Source organism: Micromonospora sp. HNM0581 (assembly GCF_012726175.1).
Classification (GTDB): Bacteria; Actinomycetota; Actinomycetes; order Mycobacteriales; family Micromonosporaceae; genus Micromonospora.
Map to the genome: position 1 here is coordinate 427,379 of NZ_JAASAD010000001.1, position 23,966 is coordinate 451,344.

Genomic DNA, 23,966 nt, shown 5'->3' on the forward strand with positions numbered 1-23,966 from the left:
CCGCACCGCGCGCAGCGGCTTACCCGTCAGGAGCGGTCCGAACCTCCGACGTCCGGTGGAGCCGACCGGGCAGCCGCCGCAGGCTCGAACAGGTGCGCGAAGGCCGCGAGGTTCGCGGTCGACTCGCCCCGCTTCACCCGCCACTCCCACTCGCGGCGGATCGAACTGCCGAACCCGATCTCCAACATGGTGTCGAAGGACTCGTCGGCGTAGGTGAGCACCGCGCCGAGCAGCCGATCAAGCTCGTCGGCGTCGACAGCGTGCGGGTTGACCCGGCCGGTGAGATAGACGTCGCCCGCCGCGTCGATGGAGAACGACACGGCGTACATCTTCGCGTTGCGCTGCAACAACCAGGCCCACAGTTCCTCGCGCCGCTCGTCCGGCTGGCGCATCACGAACGCCTCGATCCGCAGCGCGTGCTCGCCGACGATCAGGTTGCAGATCGTCTTGAGCTTGTGCGTACCGGGCAGGGTCACCGCGTATGACCCCGGGCCGGTGGACTCGCAGGCGAGTTCCCGCTCCGCGCAGACGGACTCGACAAGGGCACCGAGATCACTCATCCGACCAACTCTACGGCGGACCACCACCGCACCGCCCGGCCGCCGGCGAGTGACCGTCGGATCCGGTCCATCGGCCGGGCGCACCCCCGGTAGGCTGCCCGCCGGTGCCGGGAAGCGTTCCGCGTCAGCAGCGGGAGACGGTGAGTTCCGCCGCGAGCCCGGCCCGGTTGTCGGCGATCGCCTCACCGTAGACGCTGAGCAGACCGGCGGCTGTGCGGTGCCAGGAGAAGGCCCCGGCGTGCCGGGCAGCACCGACGGACAACTCCGTGCGTCGGGCCCGGTCGGGCAGAAGGCGGGCCAGCGTACGCGCCCAGTCCGACGGGTCGTGTCCGTGCACCAGCACCCCGCTCACCTGGTCGCGAACCGCAGTGACCAGTCCGCCGACGGCGGCGGCCACCACAGGTGTACCGCAGGCCTGCGCCTCCAGCGCGACCAGACCGAAGGATTCGTTGTACGACGGCACCGCGACCAGATCCGCCGCCTGGTACAGCAGGGGCAGTTCCGCGCCGGTACGCGGGGGCAGGAAGTGCACCCGGTCGGTGACGCCGAGCGTCGCCGTCAGCTCGATCAGCGCGGTGGGCCGATCCAGCCCGGTGCCGCTGGGGCCGCCGCAGATCACCACCGAGACCTCTCGGGCCAACGCGGGATCCTGTGCCTGCAGGGCGGCGATCGCCCGGATCAGTACGTCGGGCGCCTTCAACGGCTGGATCCGCCCGACGAAAGCGACAAGGTGGCCTCGGGCCGGCAGGCCCAACCGGATCCGGGCGGCGGTCGTGGCGGCGTCCCGATCACCGGCGGCGGGACGGAAGCGATCCAAGTCCACGCCGGGCTCGACCACGGTGACCCGGGTGGGGTCCGCGTCGTACCGGCCGATCAGGTCCTGCGCCTCGACCCGGGTGTTCGCCACCAGCCGGTCCGCCTCCGTGACCACCTGTTCCTCGCCGATCAACCGAGCCTTCGGCTCCGGCCGGTCGCCGGCGGCCAGCTGCGCGTTCTTCACCTTGCCCAGGGTGTGCGCGGTGTGCACCAGTGGCACTCCCCAACGGTCCTTGGCCAGCCAACCCACCTGGCCGGAGAGCCAGTAGTGGGAGTGGACGAGGTCGTAGTGGCCTGGCGGGCGGGCCGCTTCGGCGCGCAGCACCCCTGCGGTGAACGCGCAGAGCTGACCGGGCAGTTCCTCCTTGGTCAGGCCTTCGAGCGGGCCGGCCATCACGTGCCGGACGGTCACCCCCGGAGCCACCTCCACCACCGGCGGCAGGTCACCCGAGGTGGCCCGGGTGAAGATTTCGACCTCGACGTTCGCCTCGGCCAGTCGCCGCGAAACCTCCAGGATGTAGACGTTCATCCCGCCCGCGTCCCCGGTACCCGGTTGGTGCAGCGGTGAGGTGTGTACCGACACGGTCGCGATCCGCCGGGGTCGTGGCCACGGCAGCGCAGCTCGTTGACGACCGACGCCGGTGTGCTCTCTCGCCACGTCCGCTCCCTATGCCACGATCGATGCCGTGCCCGCACTGCCGGCGCTCCTGCGTCAACGCTGCCTACCGCGTGTCATCTTCCCGATCGCCGACGGGAAATACGTCGGGCAGGCGCTCGGGCGTGACCGACCTCATGGCGGCCGTGCCGCCCGCCGCCCGCCGGCCGGCCGGGAGCGAGAATGGCCGGATGAGTCGTGTCGCGATCGTCACCGGAGCATCGAGCGGAATCGGCGCCGCCACCGCCCGGCGGCTTGCCGGTGAGGGTTTCCACGTGCTCGCCGCAGCACGCCGTACCGACCGGCTGATCGATCTGGTCGCGGAGATCACCGCCTCTGGCGGCTCCGCCACCGCGGTGGGCTGTGACGTCACCTCCGACGAGTCGGTGGCCGGCCTCGCCGAGGTCGCGCAGCAGGCCGGCGGGCCGGTGACCCTCCTGGTGAACAACGCGGGCGGTGCTCGGGGCCTCGATCCGGTGGAGTCCGGCGCGGTCGAGGACTGGCAGTGGATGTACGACGTGAACGTGCTCGGTACCTTGCGGGTGACCCAGGCGCTGCTGCCGGCGCTCGAAACCTCCGGTTCCGGCACGATCGTCGTCGTCTCGTCGACCGCCGGATTGACCGTCTACGAGGGCGGTGGCGGCTACACCGCGGCAAAGCACGCACAGACCGCGATCGCCGGCACGTTGCGGTTGGAGCTGTGCGGACGTCCGGTGCGGGTGATCGAGATCGACCCGGGCATGGTGAAGACCGACGAGTTCTCGTTGACCCGTTTCGGTGGGGACGTCGAGCGGGCGGAGGCGGTCTACGCCGGTGTCGCCGAGCCGCTGCTCGCCGAGGACGTCGCCGACTGCGTCGCCTGGTGCGCCACCCGACCACAGCATGTGAACGTGGACCGGCTCGTGGTCCGGCCGCTGGCCCAGGCCGCGCAGCACAAGGTGCACCGGACGGGCTGATGGTGGCGCCGGCCTCCCGGCCGCTCGGTGTGGTCACCCGGGGTACCACCGCCGCAAACCGGCTGCGGCGGGTGGACAACTGGGTCACGGAGACCTGTGCCGACCCGTTGCGTGCCGCGCCGGATCCGCTGGTGGTGGATCTCGGCTACGGCGCGACCCCGGTGACCGCGGTGGAGTTGCGGGACCGGCTCGCCGCCCGCGTCCGGGCGGATGTGCGGGTCGTCGGGTTGGAGATCGATGCGGGACGCGTCGCCGACGCCCAGCCGGCCGCCAACCCGCCCGGGCTCACTTTCGCCCGAGGCGGCTTCGAGCTGGCAGGTCTGCGCCCTGCCCTGGTCCGCGCGTTCAACGTGCTACGTCAGTACGACGAGAGCGAGGTTGCCGGCGCGTGGGACACGATCCGCGCCGGGCTGGCACCGGGCGGGTTGCTCGTCGAGGGGACCTGTGACGAGGTGGGACGCCTCGCCGGATGGGTGCTGCTCGACGCCGACGGACCACTGTCGCTGACGCTGGCCGCCCGGCTGACGACCCTGCGTTCCCCGGCTGCGCTGGCCGAGCGGCTGCCGAAGGCGCTGATCCACCGCAATGTGCCGGGTGAGCGGATCCACGACCTGCTCCGGGAGCTCGACGATGCCTGGCACGCCGCCGCCGGCTACGCGCCCTTCGGCCCTCGCCAACGATGGCTGCGTACCGTGTCCACCGTCCACGCCCGGGGTTGGCCCGTCCTCGACCGTGCCCGTGCCTGGCGCCGTGGCCGCCTGACCGTCCCCTGGACCGCCATCGCCCCCGCCTAGGGCGCAGACCACGAACGTTCACCGGTCGGACGACGGCCAACGGGTCAGAGAGTGCAGTTGATCAGTACGGGTTCGGGGTGCAGGGTGACGCCGAAACGGGTCTGGACGCCATCGCGGATCGCACCGGCCAGCACGAGCAGGGCCCGTGTGGTGGCGGTGCCGGTGGGGTTGGTCAGGGCGAGGGTGTGCTTGGTGGAGATGGCTGTGCCCTCGGGACCGGGATGCCCCTTGCCGAAGCCGGCCTTCTCGATCAACCATGCCGCGCTGACCTTGACCTTCCCGTCGGCTCCGGGCCACGCCGGTGGTTCACCCACCTCGGCGGCCCGCTGCCTGAGCTGTCCGTACGCCGCAGCGTCGAGGACCGGGTTGGTGAAGAACGAGCCGACGGAGCGGGTGTCCGGGTCACCCGGGTCGAGCACCATGCCCTTGCCGGCGCGCAGTCCCAGCACCGTGGCCCTGGCCTGGGCCAGCGGCACCCGGACGCCGACCTCGACGCCGAGCGCCCGGGCAAGTTCCGCGTAGCGCACCGGGCCGGACAGGGGCGAGCGGGTCAGCCGGAAGTCCACCGAGAGCACCACCCAGCGCTCGCTGTGCTTGAAGATGCTGGACCGGTACGCGAAGCCGCAGTCGGCCGCCTCGACCTGCCCGACCGTCCCGGCCACCCGGTCGTAGACCTGCACGGCGGTGATGGTCTCGGCGACCTCCTGCCCGTACGCCCCGACGTTCTGGATCGGGGTGGCGCCGGTCGAGCCGGGGACACCGGACAGGCACTCCAACCCCGACCAGCCGTTGCGTACCGTCGCGGCAACCAGTTCGTCCCATGGCTCGCCTGCCTCGACGCGTACCGTCACGGTCTGCTCGTCCTCGGTGAGCACCCGCAGGCCCCTCGACCGGACGAGGACCACCGTTCCGGAGAAGCCACTGTCGCCGATCACCACGTTGCTTCCGCCGGCGAGCAGCAGGATTTGCGTTCCCGCTTGGCGTACCTGGTTCACGATCTCGTCGGCGCTGGTGGCGGTGACCACGCGCTCAGCCGGCCCACCGAGGCGCAATGTGGTGTATTGCGCCAGATCGCCGGTGGTGGCGCGTTGGGTGGCGGATGTCGGCTGGGCGTAGACGTCGGACACGCCTCTCACCCTAGGCTGAGGGGTAGCCGTGGCACCTACTGGTGGCCCGGTCACCCCCGGGAGGATGGCGATGAGCAGATTGCACGGTACGAAGGACTTCTGGATCGGCGCGCTCCGGGCGGAGGGCCCGGCGTTCGCCGCCGCGGTGGCCGAGGCGCCGCCCGAGACACCCGTGCTGTCCTGCCCCGGTTATACCGTGACCGACCTGACCCGTCACCTCGCCGGCATCTATCGGTGGGTCCACGACGTCGCTGGTTCGGGTGAGTCGGCCGCACCGCAGGACAGTGCGCCAACGCCGGTCGAGTCGGTGGCGGGTGTCACCGTCGTGCAGCAGTGGCAGCAGGCGTACGACGAACTGATGGCGCTCTTCGAGTCCCTCGATCCGGAGGCTCCGGCGTGGAACTGGGCTCCCCAGCCGAAGAGGGCCGGTTTCTGGCCGCGCCGGATGGCGCACGAGACGGCGGTGCACCGCTGGGACGCCCAGCTCGCCATCGCCGCGGGTGAACCGATCGAGGCCAAGCTCGCAGCCGACGGGGTGAGCGAGGTGCTGGACACGTGGCTGCCGGCTGGCCGGCGCCGGGCGGGCGGCCCGTGGATGGGTGTGGTCCGGCTGACCGCCACTGACGCCGACCAGGAGTGGTATCTGCGCCTGCGCGGCGAGGGGGTCGCCCTGCTCGACACCGGAACCATCCTCGACCACGACGACCACCACGCCCGGGTACACGTCACCGGCACCGCCAGCGACCTGCTGCTGGCGCTGTGGGGACGGGTCAGTTTCGACACCCTGACGGTCGCGGGTGACCGCACTCTGCTCGACGGAGTCCGCACCGCCTGACCTCCTCCCAACCTCGTTGATCATGAGGTTGGCGGCAGAGTCGATCTCGCCAGTTGCCGCCAACCTCATGATCAGTCGGCGCGGGTGGACGGTGGGTCGGTCGGGGCGATTCCGTGGCGGGAGCCGAGAGAGCGCTCTCTTGACATGACCCCGGGGTGGACTGCAGGCTACGAGAGAGCGCTCTCAGAACCCTCCCACCACCCCGACCTGAGAGGGGTCATCAGACAAAATGGGCACATTCCCGCGTCACCGCCGCACGGCGGTCGCTCTGGCCACCATCGCCTGCCCCGCCTGGATGACCGGCGTGATCGAGAGCAACGCAGGGCCGGAGGCCAAGGGCAAGTGGGACATCGCCCGGGTGCCGGGCAACGGCGGCAACTGGGGCGGAGAACCCGACCGTCCAGCTGTCGTTGCGAGCCCTGTCCGACGGCTACTACCAGGACATGTCCCAGGTGTTCACCGGCACGGCCATCGCCACGCTGCCACTGTTACTGGTGTTCGTCCTGTTCGGCCGCCAGATAATCGGCGGGATCATGGAAGGTGCGGTTAAGGCGTGACTGAGTTGCGATTTCCGGAGAACTTCCTCTGGGGTGCGGCCACTGCGGCGTACCAGATCGAGGGTGCGGCCCGTGACTTCGGGCGCGGCGAATCGATCTGGGACACCTTCAGCCGTACCCCCGGCAAGGTGTATGCCGGCCACACCGGTGACGTCGCCTGCGACCACTACCACCGCTACGCCGACGACGTCGCACTGATGGCGGAGCTGGGGTTGCAGGCGTACCGCTTCTCGGTGTCCTGGCCCCGCGTCCAGCCCGACGGCAGCGGCCCGGTCAACCCGCGCGGTCTGGACTTCTACGACCGCCTGACGGATGCGCTTCTCGGCCGGGGGATCGAGCCGATCGTGACGCTCTACCACTGGGACCTGCCGCAAACGTTGCAGGATCGGGGCGGCTGGACCAGTCGCGACACCGCCGAGCACTTCGCCACCTACGCCTCCGCCGTGTACGCCCGCCTGGGTGACCGGGTCGGCACCTGGACCACGCTCAACGAACCGTGGTGCTCGGCGTACCTCGGCTACGGCAACGGCGTACACGCTCCGGGAGTGCGGGACGCGGGTGCCGCCTTCACCGCCGTACACCATCTGCTGCTCGCGCACGGCCTGGCCGTCCAGACACTGCGCGCCGCTGGCGCCGACCGTGTCGGGGTCACGCTCAATCCCGCCGACGTACGCCCCGCCGATCCGGACAGCGCAGCCGATGCCGCCGCCGTACGCCTGGTCGACGGCCTACACAACCGGATCTTCCTTGATCCGCTGCTGGTCGGCGGGTACCCGGACGATGTTCGCGAACATGTCGCGCGGATCGTCGAGCCCACCTTCGTGCGGGACGACGACGAGAAGTCGATCGCAGCGCCCATCGACCTGCTCGGCATCAACTACTACGCGCCGACCTACGTCGCCGGTCGACCGGACGGTGCCGGTGGCGGCGGAGCGTACCCGGGCACCGAGGGGGCGGTGCAGTTCCTGGATCCGGTCGGGCCGCTCACCGACATGGGCTGGATGATCGAACCAGCCGGGCTGACCCGGTTGCTGGAACGCATCGCCACCGACTACCCGGCGGTACCGCTGCTGATCACCGAGAACGGTGGCGCCTTTCCGGACGAGCCCGCCACTGACGCGAGCACCCCGGTTCGGGACACCGACCGGATCGCCTACCTCGACGGTCACCTGCGCGCCGCCCACGAGGCCATCGCCCGGGGCGTCGACCTGCGGGGCTATCTCGTATGGTCGTTGCTTGACAACTTCGAGTGGGCCGAGGGGTACCGTAAGCGATTCGGCATCGTGCACGTCGACTACCTCACTCAGCGGCGTACACCGAAGTCCAGCGCCCGGTGGTACCAGGAGGTGATCTCCCGGAACGGGCTGTGACGAGGTGGTGGTTTCTCCGATGGCGGGGGCGCAGCGTCCGACCCTGGAAGCGGTGGCACGGCGGGCCGGTGTGTCCCGGGCCACCGTCTCCCGGGTGGTCAACGGCTCGACCACGGTCGCCGAGCCGATTCGGGAGGCGGTCCGCGTGGCGGTCGCCGAGCTGGGCTACGTGCCCAACCTGGCCGCACGTACCCTCGTCACCCAACGGACCGACTCGATCGCTCTGGTGATGCCCGAGGAGGCCACCCGGGTCTTCTCCGACGACCAGGTCTTTCCCGGCATCATCCGTGGCGCCGCACAGGAGTTGGAGACCGCCGACAAGCAGTTGGTGCTGATGCTTGCCGGCTCGCCGGCCGGGCACGAGCGGGTCGCCCGGTACACCACCGGGCGGCACGTCGACGGGGTGCTGTTCGCCTCGCTGCACGGGGCCGATCCGCTGCCCGCCCGGCTGGCGGCGCTTGGTATTCCGGTGGTGTGCAGCGGCCGGCCACTCGACGGGGCGGACATTCCCTACATCGACGTCGACCATGTCGGCGGGGTCACCCGGGCGGTCCAGCACCTGATTGACGGCGGGCGACGCCGGATCGCCACCATTGCCGGGCCGCAGGACATGGTCGCCGGCATCGAGCGACTCACCGGTTACCGGGACGCGATGGCCGCCGCGGGGCTGCCGGTTGTGGTGTCGGCGGGCGACTTCACCCGCGAGTCGGGAGCGGCGGTGATGCGCGAGCTACTCGCCGCCCACCCCGACCTGGACGCCGTCTTCGCCGCTTCGGACCTGATGGCCCACGCTGCTCTGCGTACGCTGCGCGGGGCGGGGCGGCGGGTACCCGAGGACGTGGCGGTGATTGGCTTCGACGACATCGAGACCGCCGCTTACACCGACCCGCCGCTGACCACCGTCCGGCAACCGATAGTGGAGCTGGGCCGGCAGGGCACCCGGCTGTTGCTCCGGCTCGCCGCCGGTGAGCAGGTCGAGCCGGCACTCATCCTGCCCACCGAGCTGATCGTCCGCGATTCCGCATGAGCTACACCTGAGACGGCCCCTGCCCCTGACTCACCATCCGGTGTCCGAGTGCGCGCCGAGTTCTGTGATATTCGGCATTTCTCCCTCGTTACGCACGATGTCTGCCAGGAAACCGGGTCTTTCGCCTCAGGCGCTTCACCGACCACACGGCTACGATCCGGTTCGATCTACTCACCTCCAATCCACGAGCATCCGAGCAGTTCGATGCTGCTCACGGGCCGTCGCGCCAGGACCGCCGATCGGTGCCGGTGAGTTTCGCGGCCGGTCGACGACAGGGCCGCCCCGGCCGACGCGAGCCCACAACAGACAGTTTGCTGCCCGTTGCCCGCCGGATCGCGCCCGAAGCGGAACGGCACAGCGTTGTCCGGCAACAAATCCGGTATGTACCGTGGGCCCGTCACGCTCAGGTTCGTGACCCGATCCGTGGGGGAGTTCAACGGTGCCCACCGAAACGGCGTTGCACCCGGCCGACGAGGGCCGCCGCGATCTCGACAGCACCCCGGATCGCCCTAACCGCACCGGGCAACTGGTGGGAGTCGCCACCCTGGCCGGCGTGATCGCACTCACCGCAGCTGCGGTCCCGTGGCTTCTGACACCGGATGGGAACCGGTCACCCGGCAGTACGTCCTTCGTGGCGACGAGCAGCCCGACCGCCCCCGCACAGTCGCCCTCCGCCAGCGGTGTGCCGACCTCGGCCGCACCGACCACACCACCGACCGGGGCGGCGGCAGCCCCGGAACCACCGGGCAGCAGGCCGCCCTCGACGCCAGACCAGTCAGGCACCCGGGTCGCACCCGCACCAACCCCGCCGGTAGCGCCGTCACCGGCCGCCGCCAGCCCGGACAGCTCCCCGCCGGCACCATCGTTCAGCCCGGTGAGTGTGGAGGCCGAGGACCCTGGCAACCTGCTCAGTGACGGTGCCGCCGTCGTCGCCTGTGGCACCTGCGACGGCGGCGCCCGGGTCCGGTACGTCGGCAGGGTCACCGCCTACCTCACCACGGCAACCGCCGGCAGGCGCACCATAACCGTCAGGTACGAGGTCGACGGCGAACGTGGTCTCCAGATCTCCATAAACGGTGCCGCACCGACCAGCCACCGCGTCTCCGGAACCGGCTGGGGCACACCGCAAACCCTGCGGTACACCGCGACGGTCCCGGCTGGGCGGATCAGCATGGCCTTCTACAACGACGCCGGCCCCGCCCCCGACATCGACAAGATCACTATCAGCTGACCGCACGGATGAGCCGATTCGTCGCGTACGTCGCGCTGTGCCGAGCCATGCTGCTCGGCCGGTTGGCGTTGACGCTGGCAGCCGTCGGCGTCGGCATCCGGCTCACCGACGACCCCTGGCTGACGGTCGGCACCCTCGTGCTCATCGCCATCGCCACGAGCGTGCAGGTGACCGTGTTGAGCCGATGGCCGGATGTCATCCGGTGGCGGCTGGGGTTCCTGGTCGTCGACGCGGCCATCATGATCGTCGTACTCGTGCTCAGCCAGGGGCATGTGGCCTTTTTCTGCTATGCCGCTGGCTTCGCCGCCCTCACCGGCGCGCTGCTCGGGGCCCGCGCGTTTCCGCTCTGGATCGCCGACGCCGGTCTCGGGCTGGCCGTGGCCGCGCACCTGCTGCGGACCGGCGGGACAGCGGACTCCGTCGCTGCGCCTTTCGTGTTGGCCTTCCCGATGATCAATATCGTCTGTGGCTACGGCGCGGCGGTGGTGACCGCCGCCCTGGCCCGCTACCTCGACGCTTCGATCGTGGCCGTGGCCAGCGCGTACCAGTCGGCGGCAGCCTCGGAGCGGGCGCGACTGGCACGCGAGTTGCACGACTCCGTGGCCAAGACGCTACGCGGTGTCTCCTTCGCAGCCGTCGCTCTGCCCACCCTGCTACGTCGCCAGCCCGAGCTGGCCGAAGAACTCGCCAGTACCGTCTCCGCCGGAGCCGACACCGCCATCCGTGAGGCTCGCGAACTGCTCAGCGGGCTACGTCGGGACGCCCTCGACCGGCCGTTCGCCGAGCACCTGCGGCAGGTGTGCGATGCCTGGACGCGGTGGAGCGGGGTACCGGCACGAGTCGATGTCACGACAGGCGAAGAGCCGACTCCGTCGGCCCGGTACGAGCTGACCCAGATCCTCAATGAAGCGTTGGAGAACGTGGCCCGGCACGCGAAGGCCACCCAGGTCCACGTCAGCCTGCACCAATGGGAGGGACATGTGGTGCTCACCATCAAGGACGACGGCACCGGGTTCGCTCCTCCCGACGAGCTGACCGCCCTGTCCGCGCAGGGCAGCTTCGGAGTCGTCGGCATGGCCGAACGAGCCCAGGCGGTAGGCGGCGCGCTACGGCTAGACTCGTCCTTCGGCGCGGGTACCAGCGTGGTGGCCCGTGTTCCGGTGTCGACCGTCGCCCACACCGCCATGACCCGGCACGGCGGATGGCAGGCATGATCAATGTTTTGGTCGTCGACGACAACCCGATCGTCCGGATGGCGCTGCACGGTTACCTTTCCAGCTCCGAGGACGTGAAGGTGGTCGGTGAGGCAGCGGACGGGCGGACCGCCATGGCCGTCGCTCGACAGCTACGCCCCGACGTGACTCTGTTGGACCACCGGATGCCGATCGCCGACGGTCTCAGCGTGGTCCGTCAACTCGCCGAACACTCACGCGTCCTTGTCCTGACCAACGACGGCGACCATGACCTGATCGCCGGCATGCTGCGCGGCGGCGCTCACGGATATCTGGTGCACGGGGAGTTCGAACCGACCGAACTGCTGCGTGCGGTCCGTGCGGTGGCGGCCGGTGAGGGTTGGCTGTCGGCGCGCAGCGCCTCGGTGACCATTTCCATGCTGCGCGAGCAGGCGGCCCGTGAGCAGGCAGAAGCGGAACGCACCGCGGCGGCCCGGGCGCGACGCGAAAGGTTCGGTCTGACCCGGCGTGAGCAGGAGGTGATGGCGTTGCTCAGAGCTGGGCACTCGAACGCGGCGATCGCCCGTCAGCTGCTCCTCACGGAGAAGACGGTGAAGAACCACCTGGCCAACATTTTCACCAAGTTGCAGGCCACCAACCGCACCGAGGCGGTGGTGCGCTGGGCGGACCAGGCCTAGACCATGGCAGGCCGTTGCACCCGGGACGTCGTCACCGCGTCGTCGCCCCGGTCGAGGATCCCCCGCACTGCTCGGAGAGCGTAGAACGACCGGGACCGGACCGTCCCCTCCGGAATTCCGACCCGGTCGGCCACCTCGGCGACGGAGGCGCCGCCGTAGTAGAGCTCGACGAGCACGGCACGGTGCTCGGGCGTGATCCTGCGGAGCGCATCGGCCAGGGCGAGCCGGTCGACGATCTCGTCGACCGCGTTGCACGGCGACGGCATCCAACTGACATCGACGCCGTAGCTCTCCAACGGCCGGGCGGCACGGGCCCGCGCAGCATCGATCATCAGGTGCCGGGCGACGATGAACAGCCACCGGCGTACGGTGTCCGGCTCCGACGGCAGCTCCGCCATCCGACGCCACGCCCGAAGCATGGTTTCCTGCACCAGATCCTCGGCGAGTTCCCGTTGACCGTGCGTAAGACGGAGCAGGAAGGAGTAGAGCGGTTGGGAGTTCGCGGCGAAGATCGCCCGCATCCGGCGGACCGCGTCGACGTCGGCGGGTCTCGACGGGCAGACATCGGTGTGCATCGCGGTCACCTCCTCCGGGCCGGCTGGTCTCAGCGGCACACCGCACGCTAACGACCTGCGGTCTGCCGCACCTGAGGCGAAGGGCCCACAGAACGCCAAGGAGCGACACCGTAGCTCTCCGTCCGACCGGGCACCCCGGGCCCGGCAGCGTCGACACCAGCGGCCGAGCACCCGGGCGGACCGCTGCCGCAGCCCGCGCACCGCCGACCGTCGCGACGCCGGCGAATCGGGGCGCCGGAAGTTCTGCACCTCCGGGTTGAACCGCCAAGGCCACCGGCCCGTCAGGCGGTCGTCCGGTAGCTACCAAGACGGAGGCAGCACGGTGAATAGACGAGATTGGCGGGACAGACGGGACAGGCGGGACAGGCGGGATGACAGGCGTTCGCACGACATCCGGATGAGCCGAATCAGCTACGAGCGGCAGGTTCAAGCGATGAACGGCAGACGGCGACAGTCACCTCAGTCGAGTTCGGACTCCGACGAGGCCGAGCTGCGTGACCTGACCGCGCAGAATCTGCACCGGGTCCAGTTCCGAGCGGTCAACAATGGGCAGTCCGCGCAGTGGCGTGCGACCCCGCACGGCCAGCCCAACGTGGTCATCTACGACCCCACGTTCTCCTATGCCCAGCCGGGACAGCCGGGCCTGACGGCGTCAAGCAGTCTCGCGCACGAGGTGGGTGGCCACGAGGTCGCCGACCTAACGTTCCAGCATCCCGACCACGCCGCCCTGCGGGCGACCAACCTGCACCTGCCCGGCGACGACGTAGACAGCCCCGCGCTGCATGACTCGTACCGACGACAGTCTCGGACCATCCACGAAAACTGGGAGGAGGTGCGAGACGCAATTCCTGGGGACACGTCCATCGCCCAGAACCAGGGCTGGGCCGACTATGTGAACGCCCGGGTCGACTACGCCCAGGCGAACCCGCAAGTGCACAACGAGTCGGTCGCCGGCGACACGTTGGATGCGCTGCGCCGAAGCCAGCTCGCCGACGGACCCGTCGGCAACCAGCTCCGGGCCATCTCCCGGGAGGCCAGCGTCCGGCGCCAACTCGGCGGGGAGGTAGCACGGGTCGAGCGGGTGCAGGGCACGTCGTCCACCCGGATGCCCGCCTACGTGAACACTCTGGCCGGGCCGAGCGGTAGGCACCAGCAGTCGAGCGGTAGGCAGCAGAGGAGAAGGGGCCGATGACCGTAGGCCCGCCGACACCGCCGCCTCCGCCCACGCCGCGCTTCATCCATTACCTCGACGGCGAGGAGTACGACGATGCCCTGGCCCACCTGTGTATCTGGGTCGAGCACGTCCTGTTACCGACGTACGGACGGGAGGTCACCTCGTCCCTACCGTGGTGCCCACGCTGGTGGAATCATGCCGAAGCGGTTGCTCAACTCCACGCCCTCTGGCTGACCTGGCAGGAGCTGACCGGCTACCCCGGCGGACCGTTGGGGCCGGCCAACTGGCATCGGGACTACCTGGATCCGGTGATGGCCACCCTTCGTGACCCGGCTGGGCCGTTCGCCGGCTGCAAGGCCGGAGTACATCGAGCCAAGACTCCACCCACCGTGGAGACCTTCGCTATCGACTCCTGACGATCCACTGAGGGGAGTACGGCGACCGGTCGCCGTACTCCCCTCGTCGCTGCAACAGTTGCACATGACGCAGGTGCCAGCAGGTCAACGTATCGAGTCGCTCGCCTGTTCCTCCGAGCCGGACGAGGCGGTCACGTCCGGCTCCGGTTCTGAGGCGTTCGCGTCGGCGTGTGGCTCGTCGTCATCGACGGTGTACTCCGCGAAGAGCCCGCGAATCTGAAACGGGTAGCTGCCCAGTGCGAGGACGGGCATGCCGCCCTGGGCCTCGACACCTGCAAGACCGATGTCCCAGGCCATCAGGGTCAGGGTCAGCTGGTCGCCAACCGCCTTCCGCTCCGCCAGCAGTTCCCTGATCTCCCTGGCCAGATGACAGAAGTAGCGGGCGTGGGCGTGGACCGAGTCCTCCGCGTCGAGCACTGACGCCTCGCCGCTGTCGTCGTCGTCCTCGCCGTACTCCTCGAACACCTCGGGCGTCAGCTGGGAAAGCCCCTTCCTTCCCTGTGGGCCTTCCCGCTCCGCGTCGAACCCGGACGCGTGATCGATCTGAGCCGCGATGATCACGGGAGTGAGCAGGTTGCACTTTCCGGCGGCGGCCTTGATCGGTGCGACCAGGTCCTGGTCCGGCACCTGCGTCGCGTCGAAGGCGCCCCGTCCATCTCCACCGGCCAAACGGATCAACGCGTTGGTCCTTGTTGCCGACTCGCTGGCCTCGGCGGAATCGGCTGCGTACGAGGTCATCTGTGAACCACCGGCCATCGCGAAGATGACCAGCAGGACGATCAGCGCCAGCAGCGCCAGCACCGCCAAGGGGAACAACCCCACGACCGAGATGACCAGCCAGAGCAGCTGCGCCGAATCGAACCTGGTCAGGGACCTCGTCGCCGGACCGGCCGCACGAACCTTCCCGAGTGCCATGGGGTCAGCCGACCCGACGGGACTCGCGGCGGCGCCACCTCGCCGCCGCACGTTCGGTGATGGCCTGCACCTCGGCCGCTGCCGCCACCGCGATCGGCGCGGCGTTGGGCTCCCGATACCAGGGGCGTAGCCGGATCAGGGCCGGCCGGACTCCGGTTGCCAGCAACAGCGCGGTTCCCTTCGGCAGAGCCCGGATCTTGTCCGCCGGCAGCACCTGCTCCTGCCGGTACGACACCGATCGCGACGATCCCTCCCGGGAACGGGAGTAGCTCGGGGTCCGGACATCGTGCTGGCCGACCAACTTGGCGACCTTGTCGACAAAGTCGGCATCGTCCAGTCCGGCACCGAGCAGTTTGATGGTGGCCGCGCTCCAGAGCGCATCCATTCCCACCTCGCCCCAGACCCGGACGCCCTGCCGATAGCTCTGCAACAGCGTCACCACGCTGATACCCCGTGAGCCGAGGTGGCTGTAGAGGTCAGGCAGGTCGGAGATGCGGCAGACGTTCGCCGCCTCGTCGAGGATCGCTGTCAGCGGTGGATCCAGCCGCCCGCCCATGCGTTCGGCAGCGACCACCCCGGCGCGGACAACGGCGTCCGCCAGCCCGGCGATCACGCCGGCAGCGGAACCGCCACCGTCCTTGGACAGGAGGTACAGAGTGTCCCTACCGAGGACGTGTTCCGCCGGGATGAACTGCGGCAGCTGCGGGTCAGGGCTCACCCAGGCCACGATCTGCGGATCGAGTAGGCAGGCGACGCACTGCCGGGCGGTCTCGTAGATGCCGTCACGGGTCTCCACGGCACCGCGTACGGTGCCCTGCAACTGGTCCGCCATGGCGGTCATTTCCAGGTCGCGGAGCAGGTCGATCGGCGTACGGTCGGCGGGGTCGGCGAGCCAGGCCAGCATCTCGTTGACGGATGCGCCACTGCGGGAGGCGGCGAGGAAGAGCGCCATGAGCGTATTCTGGGCCGCCGCGATCCAGAAGTCCTTCTTCGACGAATCGTCATTGACCGAGCCGACGAAGTGTCCGGCCAGCCGCCGGGCCCCCTCGACGGTGTCGCAGCCGCTGAGCATGTCCCACCACATCTCGCGCTCGGTGTACGCGATGCCCTGCGGGTCGAAGGTCCAGACCCGGCCGACCTTCGACCGCTCCTGCCGGGTCACGGTGAACACGTCGGACTTGTTCGACGTCAACAGGACCGCTCCGGGAGCCCGTAGCACGCGTGGCACGGCGATGCAGGTGGACTTGCCGGAGCGCGGCGCCATCAGGTCCAGCTCAATGTCCTCGTAGGAGGAGCGCAGCTCCGGTCCGGCCGGCACGAGGTCACCGAGCAAATTGCCGGTGTCGTCCGGGCGTAACCGGGAAACACCCTTCAGCCCTGGACGCAACTGACGGGCGCGGGCCTCGATCCCCTTGCCCGTCAGGTCGCTGAGTTCAGCGGCCCGAGCAAGGCCACGGGGTTGCCGGAGGCGGCGGAGGAACCTTCTGATCAGGATGGCCGTCGGTGCGGACCCGAGCAGGACGAGCGTCACCGCGCCGCCGTAGGCCAGGTGGGATGGCAGCCCCGGCCAAACCTCCTCGGTAGCACCGCCGAGCAGGCTGAGATAGACGTCCACCGTGAAAGGCGGCACCTGCCAACCGTGCCCGGTGAGCATCGCGGCGAGGATGCCGCCGAGCCACAACGGTACGAAAATCACCAGGTTGAGCAGTGCGACTCCGGGAATGAGCCACGGCAGGTAGTCGCCGCCGGCCCCACCCGGGCGGCTCACCGACACCTCAGATCGTCAAAACGCTGGTCGCTCTGACCGGTCGTACCAGCTCCGGGGTGAGGCAGGTCGCCGCCAGTCACCGCGCGCACCACGGCGGCCCGCTCGGCCAGCAACCGTTCCGCCTCACCGTCGGCGATCCAGCGGGTGTTCGTGTCATGCAGGTGGCGCTCGGCATCGGTGATCGCGACCCGGATCGGGATCCCCGGACGCCCACCGACCTTGATGAGGAAACGGCCCCGGCCGGGTGGTTCCTCGTTCGCGCCGTCCTGGGCCCAGCCCGGTGGCGACGACCAGGACGCCACCAGCTCGATCTCCCGCCGGGAGAGCCCCACCACCCGGCCCAGATCCTCCATCTCGGCCTTGGGCAACCCGGCGCAGGCCACCATGCCGGCGCGCTCCACGAAACCCCGGGCCTTAGCCTTGTCGGCCTCCGACCCCAATGCCTCGGCGTCCTTCAACGTGTGCGTGATCTTGGCGTCGGCGAGACCGAGCGACCGGTTGAGCCGGGTAAGTGCGTCGATCCGGTCGACGATGCCGGAGGCCGCGCGGAGCGGTCGCCACAGCTCGTCGAGAACTGTGAAGAACCAGCGTCGGGGGGCGAGTCCAACGTCAGCCAAAGCGTGCGACGCAGCGACCGTGCCCAGTCCGTCCGACCAGGCCGCGAGCATCGCCGCCGCGGTCAACTGCCCGTCGGCCTCACCGATGCGGGAGATGTCGATGCAGACCGCGACAGCATCCGGGTCGATCCTGGTCGAGGTCTCCGAGGCGAAGGTGTCACCGAGCGGGCCGTCGAGGATGCCGAGCAGCGACCGGTGCAGCGGATCGACAGCGTCCCGGTAGCGCGACTCCTGGCCGCGGTCCAGGGTGACCTGCCGGACTCGGGGCGGGCCCTCCTCCAGGACGCTGAGCAGCTGCGGCAACCGGAAGGTCCGCCCCGGCGGGGTACGCTCGCGCAGGTGCCGCAGGCAGGCGGAGAGCACGGACTGCTCGTGGTCGCTGATCGGCACACCCCGGACGATGGTGAGCAGCGCCGCGACCATGTTCAGGACCCGCCCGTGTGTCTCGGCGGCCAACGCCTGCCCCGCCTGGCCCCCGATCTTCGCGGCGGCCACACCCATCGCGCCCGGGTCCAGGATGTTCAGTCCGCCGACGCCACGGGCGATGGAGATGACCTGTCCCCCGAGCGCCCGCACGGTGTCGGCGTAGTCGGGTTTGAGGTCACCGAGCACCAGCGGCACCACCCCCTGTGCGCTCAGCCCGATGAGCATCCGGTTGATCAGCGTCGACTTGCCCAGACCGGGCATGCCGAGCATGAAAAGTGACGGGTTGGAGATGTACCGGGCCCGGGTGAACCAGTTGAGCGGGTCGCCGCAGACCGTGGCTCCGGTGTTGATGTGCTGGCCGAGTGGGACTCCGGTCATCGGGGCACCGGAACCGGAGGCGAAGGGCCACAGGCCGCAGGCCTGAACGGTGGTGGCCCGCCACATGGTGGGCGGGTCAACTGCCGCCACCCGGCCGCCACCCAACGCGTACGAGCCACGGTGCGGCACGGTGTCGTCCCGGTTGGCCCGGGCCAACCGCTGGAGATAACGCTGTTCGGCCAGTTCCTCCTGGGCCTGCCGCCGACGTGCCCGGCGCAATGCCCGGCGCGTCTGCCTACCCGTCTCGTCGAGTTCCCGAACCTGCGTATCGACGTCCGGCACGACCAGCCCGGACAGGGCGGTCGTGGGTCCGGAGGCGTGCCGCGGCCAGCCCGCCCCGATGTCCAGCACGCGGGGGCCGACCTCGGCCGGCGTGGGCGTCACAGCGCCTCCTTCAACTCGTGCGGCACCATCGTCTGTTCCCACGGCAGAATGCCCACCGGCAGCGTGCAGGAGAACGCGGCAGCCTGCATCCGATCCGCCGGGCGCATCGCGATCCGGGTGGCACCGAGCAGGTTTCGCATCGTCACCTCCGCGTCCCGTACGTCGGCGGCGGAGTCGACGGTCAGCGTCACAAGCATCGAAAACTCGACCAGACCCGCCCCGCTGGCCTCCTCGGCAGCGGTCTGCTCGGCGGCCTCGATCTCGGAGATCGCGCGGGCCCGTACCAGGCCCCGGGTCGAGTTCGCCATGAACTGGGCGGACCGGCGATCCGATTCGACGATTCTGGCGGAGGTAGCGGGGTCGATCGGGCGGTAGACCAGAGTCACCCGCTTACGCCGGATGCCGGGTACGGGATCCAGCAGGCTGCGCAACACACCGGAACGCACGGTGCCGCGCGGTGCGAGCGTCAGCAGCCAACTGCGGGACACCCCGGAGTCGTGCTGGTAGTAGGTGACCGTTTCGACCGCGGCGGCCGGGCCGGCGTCGGCCCACTCCAGCCCCGTCCCGCCGTGCTGGGCTCGTACGTCGAGCACCTCGGCGGCGACAGCCGGGTCGTACGCCACCCGGACAACCTCGGCGATCCGCTCCGCCGACAGCGGCTCCGCCGACCCGCCGCCGGCCGCCACCAGACCGCTCAGCACACCCGGTAGCCGCAACGCCAGATCGGCGAGCATGGTGTCGTGGTCACGCCGCGCACCGCCCGGTGCCGAGTAGGTCAGGGTCAGGAAGGTGTTCATCTCCGACGAGGCGTCCGGGTACGTCTGCACCACCTCCTCCATGACGGCACGCGCGGCAGGCGGGGCGTTCGGGGAGATGCGTCCCAGCACCTCGGTAGCGAGCCGGGTACCCGGGTCCGGCGCGGTTTCGACCACCACCGACGCACCACGCAGCCCCGGCTCGTGCGACAGCCGGGAAAGCCAGTCACCCCAGAGGGCCACCCAGGTGTCCACCTGGTCCGGATCGACGAGTGATCCGCCGTCGGGTTCGCAGGCGAGCACGAGGGTGTACTGGTTGCGGTGGCGGTGGTGGAGGACGCCGAAGGGGCGATCGTAGGGGTCCCTTCCCTCCAACATGGTGACCCGGCTGAGCAGCCCCGGCGGACGGAACCGACCGCCGGGGCGCGTCGACAGCGGCCCGGCGACATACAGGTGCTGCCCTTTGGACTTGCGTCGCATCCAGCCGATCCGTACGGCAGCCATGTCGTAGACGTTGCGGCCGTCCGCGGTGCGTATGGCCAGTGGCGTCAGCAGCACCGCGAACGGCAGCCCCATCACCAGGGCCACGTTGAGCGAGATCATGGAGCCGATCAGGACCAGCACGAGCGCGCCGAACAGGCCGATGGTCCCGACCAGACCGAACGATCCCAGGCCGGCCTTCCGCGGACGACGCCAGTTGCCGTACGTCGGTGTCTTCAGGGGTTCCGCTGTCGTACTCACGATGCTCGTTTCTCCTGTTCGGGCGGATCAGTGACGTTCGTCTGGGAGCGCCCCGCCGGCGATGTTGCCGGCGTGTCGGTGGGTGCTCACCGCGGTGCGCGCACCGTGCTGCACCGCCGAGGCCGCGACGCCGGCCGCGCCCCTGGCGAACTGCGCGGCTCTCCGTCCGGCATCGGTATCGGATCCGCCTTCCGACGCTGCGCCGGAGGGGCCGGCGGAATCGCCGGAACCGTTGGCAGGCGCACCGCCCGAGCCACCTGACGGTTTGCCGCCGGAACCACCACCGGCGCCACCTGCGCTGGCTCCTGCGGGGGCGCCACTGGCCGGTGCGCCGCCTCCGCTCGGCCCCCCGGATCGGCCGACGGACACGCCCGGGCCACCCCCGCCGGCGATCCGCTTGGCACCGGTAGCCAGCGCACCGGCCGCAGCGCCACCGGCGGCGGCGCCCGCTCCGACACCATCCCTGGAGCCGAAGCTCGCCATCGCCGGCACGACCAGCCGCATCAGCGCGGGCAGCGCCACCGCAGCCATCAGCAGGATCGCCGCTCCGGCGAGCTTGTAGTGCTGCGCGTTGTCTTCGCCGTCCACGTTGTCGGTGGCACCGATCATGGCCGCGCCTGAGTACATGATCAATCCGACCACGGGTTTGAACGCCAACCAGGCGACCATCCAGGCGATGTGCTTGCGCCACCACCCGCCGCCCCACTCCGACATCGAGGCTGCCGCGGCCAGCGGCAACGTGCCGGTGAGCAGCACCATCACGCCGAGGCGCATGTACATCAGGATGACGTGGATGCAGCCGGCGATCAGTAGGAGCAGACCAATGATGATCAGGAGGAAGGCGGTGAGGCCGTCCGTACCGCAGTTGGCGATCAGTTTGAGCTGCGCCTTGATGCCCTCCTCGTAGAGGTGGTCGGAGTAGGCATCCGCCTCGCTGGCCAGCCAGTTGGCCACCCACCATGCGACGCTCACCGTAATGATCATGCGGACCAGACCCATGAGCGCGGTGATCAGGGGTTGTCCCCTGCGTTCGAGCGCCATCCGGAAGGACGCCGCCAGCAGCGACGCCACGGCGATCGTGACGACCAGCCAGTCGGTCTGCAGGTGGATGCTGTCGTTGAGCGTCTGGTCTCCGAGGGTGGGAATGTCTCCGAGGTTGGCGAAGAGTTCGACCGCGGCACCCAGGATGGCGCTGGCGATGTCGCTCAGGATGCCGTCGATACCTCCCTCGAAGAAGCCGACGACCTGCCCGATCGTGCCGATGTAGACGGCGTCACCGGTAGCACACTCCGACATGTCACACCCCGTCCCACAACACGAACCCGGCGAGGGAGACAACGGGGCTGACCCGGGCGTAGAGGCCGCCGGATCTCAGCGGTCGTAGTTGCCAGTCCACCCCGTTCCAGTCGACGACGTAGTCGAGGGAGACATGGACCAGGTTCGCCTGCCGGACCAGCACCCTGACTGTCGCGGTGCTCGGCGAATACCTGACCACGAGGAATCCGGCCAACTCGTTGGCGGTCTGCACCGGCCCGACGTCCGGCATAGACGCGCGCATCGCGTCGAAGTAGTCCCGCCCCAGCCCGGGTACGAGTTGCTGCTGGCTGACCGTACGCCAGTGGGGACCGCTCATCTGGCGGGAAATCGTGTGTGCCGCCATGACGGCCCCCATCGGGGTGTGCGCGAAACACCACAACAGCGGACCTGTGGTCTTCACCGGGCCCGCCGAGGCCGACAGCGGGGTCTGCGCCCCGTTCAGGGCCCGCCAGGTGATGTCCCGGGGTGACTCGGTAGGCAACCGCTGCCCGGAGTCATCGGTCCGGCACCCCTGCGGCCGGTCCCCGTGGGGAGTCAGAGGCCCGATCGCCGGTCCGGCGGGGGCGGCGGCACCGGGGGCGGCGGCCGGGCTCCCGACGAGCGCCGCGACCGCGCCGGTGCACAACGCGACGGCCAGGAAGGTCGCCGCCAGCTGCCACCTGCGATGCTGCCAGAACGGCCGCTCCTCGCCTGTCTCGTCGACGGGCGCGAACATCGATCTCATCACACCTGCCCTGTAGGGAACACTCGGACCGGCGGTCGGCGAGCGGGTCGGTCACCGCCTCCCGTCAGGGGAAGATCCAGGTGACGATCGGACCTGCCATCGCGACCAGGATGCAGCCGCCCAGCACCATGCCGAGGCGGCTGACATGCTCGGAGCTCTCGCCCCGCTTGTGGGAGATGGTCATGACCGAACCGGTGAGCAGAATTCCGACGACACCGGCCGCCGTTCCGGTCCACGACACCAGCCCCAGCACCTGGGACACTCGTTCGGCGAGACCTTCCGGCAGACCACCGCCGGTGTCCGGCTGCGGCACCGCGACCGCGAGGTTGTCCGGTGCCTGGGGCATCGCCGCAATCCGCGCTACCGCGCGGTAGTAGATGTCGCCGAACATGGTGTTCTCTCCTCCAAGATCAGATGTTTCCTCGATTTGGCACATCTGGGGTGTCAACCGGTGAGGTCGAGCCATGCGATGAGGGGGCCCGCAGTGCTCGCGAGCAGACACGCCGCGAGGACGAAGGCGAGGTGTTTCATGTACTCGGTCCGCTCTTCGAGGGCACCTCGACGCAATTGGGACGCCAGCGTCGCACCACTGATGAGCAGTCCGGCCACGGCTGCGGCGGTCACCAGCCAGGCCATAAGATCCAGCAGTTTCATCACTGCCTGATCGCCGTTCGTGTTGATCGTGTAAGGCTCGACGACCGGCGGCGAGAACTGGAGACTGTTGATCGGGGTGTCGCACTCGAACTTGCCGGCGTGCACCGTGCCCGAGAGAACGCAGCTGGTCGCCCCGGTGATGTCGATATCGTCCTTGGTTACCGACTCCCCGGCGAGACCGGTGTGCATCTCGATGTCGATCTTCACGACGTCGCCCTCGCTATGGGGGGCGGACAATCTGAAGCTTGACACCATTAAATAGTTTTGTCTTCCGGTGCAGATCCGGTCACTACCATTTCCGCGCGGCCTCGCCATGGTCGTGGTGGTCTTGAGGCACATGGTGTAGTCGTACACGGAACTGTTTCCGTCGATCTCAACGGTGTAAGTACCCTCGGCCGCCGTCGCACTAGAAGGTAGGACCACGCTCAGCCCCGTGAACGAGACGACGACAGCGGTGGCGCAGCGGACCGCCCGGGCCACGACGCCCGCGGCACGGTCGGCAACCCCGTTCACGGCTGCCTCCGCGACCTGACGTGCCGGTCGACCACCGCGGACAACCGGGACAGTTGCCGTGGCAGCTGCTTCGGCTCCGCGCCTACCCGGAGCTGCGGGATCCACGGCAGCCGGTACACCGGGGAGATGGACCGGAGCAGCCGGATCCGGGCGAGTAGCGGCGGGGGGAGCCAGCCCGGCAGGTCGGCGATCAACACCACGCCGACAAGCCGCAGGTCCGCCGGATGCCGTCCCTCCCGCATCGCGTTCAGCACGCGGGACACCGCCCGCAGCCCGTCCAGGTTCGTCCGTCCGGTCACCATGACCTGAGCGGGTTCGGCGAGAGCCGGATCCGGCCATCGGCAACCGATGTCGGTGCCACCGAGCAGCCGAGTGAGCGTGCTCGCCCCGGCTCCACCGTGCGCACCGATCCAGCCGATGCCGTCGGCGGAGAGGCTGTCACGTCGCCATGCCGACCCACCGGCGTACGCCGGCACACCGGGCAGCTCACCAAGCTGCGTCGTGCCGGCCGCCGAGCCCGGCCGTGGTGGTGCCACGGAGCCCCTGCTCATCTGCCTCGCCTCCCTCCTGCTCGCCCACCCGCGGTAGCCAGCCGAACCTCCCGGCAGCGGGTGACGGCTCTACGGCGCAGCCCACCGCTCGGTTCACGACCAGTTCGGACTTTTTTTCGCAGCCCGCTGGCGTCGACCGACGGGACGCGAGCAGCGGGCCGGACGGAGACTGCCGCGACAGCACCGGTGAGATCCGACGGGTACGGCAGCCGCGTCCCGGGGAAGTGGCCACCAGCTCGTCGGCCGGATTCGGTGCGGTC

General features: G+C 69.7%; 23 protein-coding genes and 2 pseudogenes. 12 read left to right on the forward strand and 13 right to left on the reverse strand.

Features of this window, described 5'->3' with window-relative positions; all coding sequences use genetic code 11:
* Positions 1 to 26: 26 nt before the first annotated feature.
* Both HCA58_RS02035 and mshA read right to left on the reverse strand, forming a co-directional pair.
* Positions 27 to 560, reverse strand: coding sequence for a YbjN domain-containing protein (locus HCA58_RS02035; RefSeq protein WP_169595982.1), 534 nt, complete (start codon positions 558 to 560; stop codon positions 27 to 29).
* A gap of 124 nt (positions 561 to 684) precedes the next feature.
* Positions 685 to 2,034 carry a D-inositol-3-phosphate glycosyltransferase gene (gene mshA, locus HCA58_RS02040; RefSeq protein WP_169595983.1) on the reverse strand — a complete coding sequence of 450 codons (1,350 nt, stop codon included), beginning with the start codon at positions 2,032 to 2,034 and terminating at the stop codon, positions 685 to 687.
* Positions 2,035 to 2,222: 188 nt separating this feature from the next.
* Between mshA and HCA58_RS02045 the strand changes: the two genes are divergently transcribed.
* Positions 2,223 to 2,987, forward strand: a complete 765-nt coding sequence (locus HCA58_RS02045; RefSeq protein ID WP_169595984.1) for an SDR family oxidoreductase — start codon at positions 2,223 to 2,225, stop codon at positions 2,985 to 2,987.
* Positions 2,984 to 3,781: a class I SAM-dependent methyltransferase gene (locus HCA58_RS02050; protein ID WP_205807399.1), complete on the forward strand. Its 798-nt coding sequence runs from the start codon at positions 2,984 to 2,986 to the stop codon at positions 3,779 to 3,781. The genes HCA58_RS02045 and HCA58_RS02050 overlap by 4 nt, the downstream gene beginning before the upstream one ends.
* Before the next feature lie 44 nt (positions 3,782 to 3,825).
* On the opposite strand, the gene HCA58_RS02055 is transcribed toward HCA58_RS02050, so the two are convergent.
* Positions 3,826 to 4,908: a UDP-N-acetylmuramate dehydrogenase gene (locus HCA58_RS02055; protein WP_169595986.1), complete on the reverse strand. Its 1,083-nt coding sequence runs from the start codon at positions 4,906 to 4,908 to the stop codon at positions 3,826 to 3,828.
* A 70-nt stretch (positions 4,909 to 4,978) separates the two neighbouring features.
* On the opposite strand from HCA58_RS02055, the gene HCA58_RS02060 reads away from it, so the two are divergent.
* The 8 genes and pseudogenes from HCA58_RS02060 to HCA58_RS02090 all read left to right on the forward strand — a co-directional run bounded on the left by HCA58_RS02060 (position 4,979) and on the right by HCA58_RS02090 (position 11,798).
* A complete protein-coding gene (locus tag HCA58_RS02060) occupies positions 4,979 to 5,743 on the forward strand; it encodes a maleylpyruvate isomerase family mycothiol-dependent enzyme (protein ID WP_169595987.1) in 765 nt (254 codons plus the stop codon).
* Between the two features lie 245 nt (positions 5,744 to 5,988).
* Positions 5,989 to 6,131: pseudogene (locus HCA58_RS23305) on the forward strand (carbohydrate ABC transporter substrate-binding protein); the annotation flags it as partial.
* Positions 6,130 to 6,300 (forward strand): annotated as a pseudogene (locus HCA58_RS02065) (carbohydrate ABC transporter permease); the annotation flags it as partial. The pseudogenes HCA58_RS23305 and HCA58_RS02065, both read left to right, overlap by 2 nt.
* Positions 6,297 to 7,670 (forward strand): GH1 family beta-glucosidase, encoded by a 1,374-nt coding sequence (locus HCA58_RS02070; protein ID WP_169595988.1) that lies wholly within the window; start codon positions 6,297 to 6,299, stop codon positions 7,668 to 7,670. The pseudogene HCA58_RS02065 and the gene HCA58_RS02070, both read left to right, overlap by 4 nt.
* A gap of 19 nt (positions 7,671 to 7,689) precedes the next feature.
* Positions 7,690 to 8,697 carry a LacI family DNA-binding transcriptional regulator gene (locus tag HCA58_RS02075; RefSeq protein ID WP_169595989.1) on the forward strand — a complete coding sequence of 336 codons (1,008 nt, stop codon included), beginning with the start codon at positions 7,690 to 7,692 and terminating at the stop codon, positions 8,695 to 8,697.
* A gap of 439 nt (positions 8,698 to 9,136) precedes the next feature.
* Positions 9,137 to 9,928, forward strand: coding sequence for a hypothetical protein (locus HCA58_RS02080; RefSeq protein WP_169595990.1), 792 nt, complete (start codon positions 9,137 to 9,139; stop codon positions 9,926 to 9,928).
* Between the two features lie 8 nt (positions 9,929 to 9,936).
* On the forward strand, positions 9,937 to 11,142 hold the full coding sequence (locus HCA58_RS02085) for a histidine kinase (protein ID WP_169595991.1): 1,206 nt from the start codon (positions 9,937 to 9,939) through the stop codon (positions 11,140 to 11,142).
* The gene (locus HCA58_RS02090) at positions 11,139 to 11,798 is read left to right on the forward strand and encodes a response regulator transcription factor (protein ID WP_205807240.1); all 660 of its coding nucleotides are present in this window, start codon (positions 11,139 to 11,141) and stop codon (positions 11,796 to 11,798) included. The genes HCA58_RS02085 and HCA58_RS02090 overlap by 4 nt, the downstream gene beginning before the upstream one ends.
* Here the strand turns inward: HCA58_RS02090 and HCA58_RS02095 are convergent.
* Complete coding sequence (locus HCA58_RS02095; protein WP_346775845.1) at positions 11,795 to 12,412, reverse strand: sigma-70 family RNA polymerase sigma factor; 618 nt, start codon at positions 12,410 to 12,412, stop codon at positions 11,795 to 11,797. The two genes, HCA58_RS02090 and HCA58_RS02095, sit on opposite strands and share 4 nt — an antisense overlap.
* Positions 12,413 to 12,806: 394 nt before the next feature.
* On the opposite strand from HCA58_RS02095, the gene HCA58_RS02100 reads away from it, so the two are divergent.
* Positions 12,807 to 13,565 carry a hypothetical protein gene (locus HCA58_RS02100; RefSeq protein WP_169595993.1) on the forward strand — a complete coding sequence of 253 codons (759 nt, stop codon included), beginning with the start codon at positions 12,807 to 12,809 and terminating at the stop codon, positions 13,563 to 13,565.
* A complete protein-coding gene (locus tag HCA58_RS02105; protein WP_169595994.1) occupies positions 13,562 to 13,963 on the forward strand; it encodes a DUF4913 domain-containing protein in 402 nt (133 codons plus the stop codon). Before HCA58_RS02100 ends, HCA58_RS02105 begins: the two co-directional genes overlap by 4 nt.
* A gap of 84 nt (positions 13,964 to 14,047) precedes the next feature.
* Here the strand turns inward: HCA58_RS02105 and HCA58_RS02110 are convergent, their stop codons facing one another.
* The 9 genes from HCA58_RS02110 to HCA58_RS02150 all read right to left on the reverse strand — a co-directional run bounded on the left by HCA58_RS02110 (position 14,048) and on the right by HCA58_RS02150 (position 23,706).
* Positions 14,048 to 14,878 (reverse strand): hypothetical protein, encoded by an 831-nt coding sequence (locus HCA58_RS02110; protein ID WP_205807241.1) that lies wholly within the window; start codon positions 14,876 to 14,878, stop codon positions 14,048 to 14,050.
* Positions 14,879 to 14,882: 4 nt separating this feature from the next.
* On the reverse strand, positions 14,883 to 16,646 hold the full coding sequence (locus HCA58_RS02115; protein ID WP_169595995.1) for a TraM recognition domain-containing protein: 1,764 nt from the start codon (positions 16,644 to 16,646) through the stop codon (positions 14,883 to 14,885).
* On the reverse strand, positions 16,643 to 18,451 hold the full coding sequence (locus tag HCA58_RS02120; RefSeq protein WP_346775846.1) for an ATP/GTP-binding protein: 1,809 nt from the start codon (positions 18,449 to 18,451) through the stop codon (positions 16,643 to 16,645). The genes HCA58_RS02115 and HCA58_RS02120 overlap by 4 nt, the downstream gene beginning before the upstream one ends.
* Positions 18,448 to 19,947, reverse strand: a complete 1,500-nt coding sequence (locus HCA58_RS02125) for an SCO6880 family protein (protein WP_346775847.1) — start codon at positions 19,945 to 19,947, stop codon at positions 18,448 to 18,450. Before HCA58_RS02125 ends, HCA58_RS02120 begins: the two co-directional genes overlap by 4 nt.
* 27 nt (positions 19,948 to 19,974) lie before the next feature.
* Positions 19,975 to 21,243: a hypothetical protein gene (locus HCA58_RS02130; protein WP_169595996.1), complete on the reverse strand. Its 1,269-nt coding sequence runs from the start codon at positions 21,241 to 21,243 to the stop codon at positions 19,975 to 19,977.
* Between the two features lies 1 nt (position 21,244).
* Positions 21,245 to 21,988 carry a hypothetical protein gene (locus HCA58_RS02135; RefSeq protein WP_169595997.1) on the reverse strand — a complete coding sequence of 248 codons (744 nt, stop codon included), beginning with the start codon at positions 21,986 to 21,988 and terminating at the stop codon, positions 21,245 to 21,247.
* A gap of 64 nt (positions 21,989 to 22,052) precedes the next feature.
* Positions 22,053 to 22,379 (reverse strand): hypothetical protein, encoded by a 327-nt coding sequence (locus HCA58_RS02140; protein ID WP_169595998.1) that lies wholly within the window; start codon positions 22,377 to 22,379, stop codon positions 22,053 to 22,055.
* Positions 22,380 to 22,432: 53 nt separating this feature from the next.
* Complete coding sequence (locus tag HCA58_RS02145; protein WP_346775848.1) at positions 22,433 to 23,155, reverse strand: hypothetical protein; 723 nt, start codon at positions 23,153 to 23,155, stop codon at positions 22,433 to 22,435.
* Positions 23,152 to 23,706, reverse strand: coding sequence for a hypothetical protein (locus HCA58_RS02150; protein ID WP_169595999.1), 555 nt, complete (start codon positions 23,704 to 23,706; stop codon positions 23,152 to 23,154). The genes HCA58_RS02145 and HCA58_RS02150 overlap by 4 nt, the downstream gene beginning before the upstream one ends.
* Positions 23,707 to 23,966 lie beyond the last annotated feature (260 nt).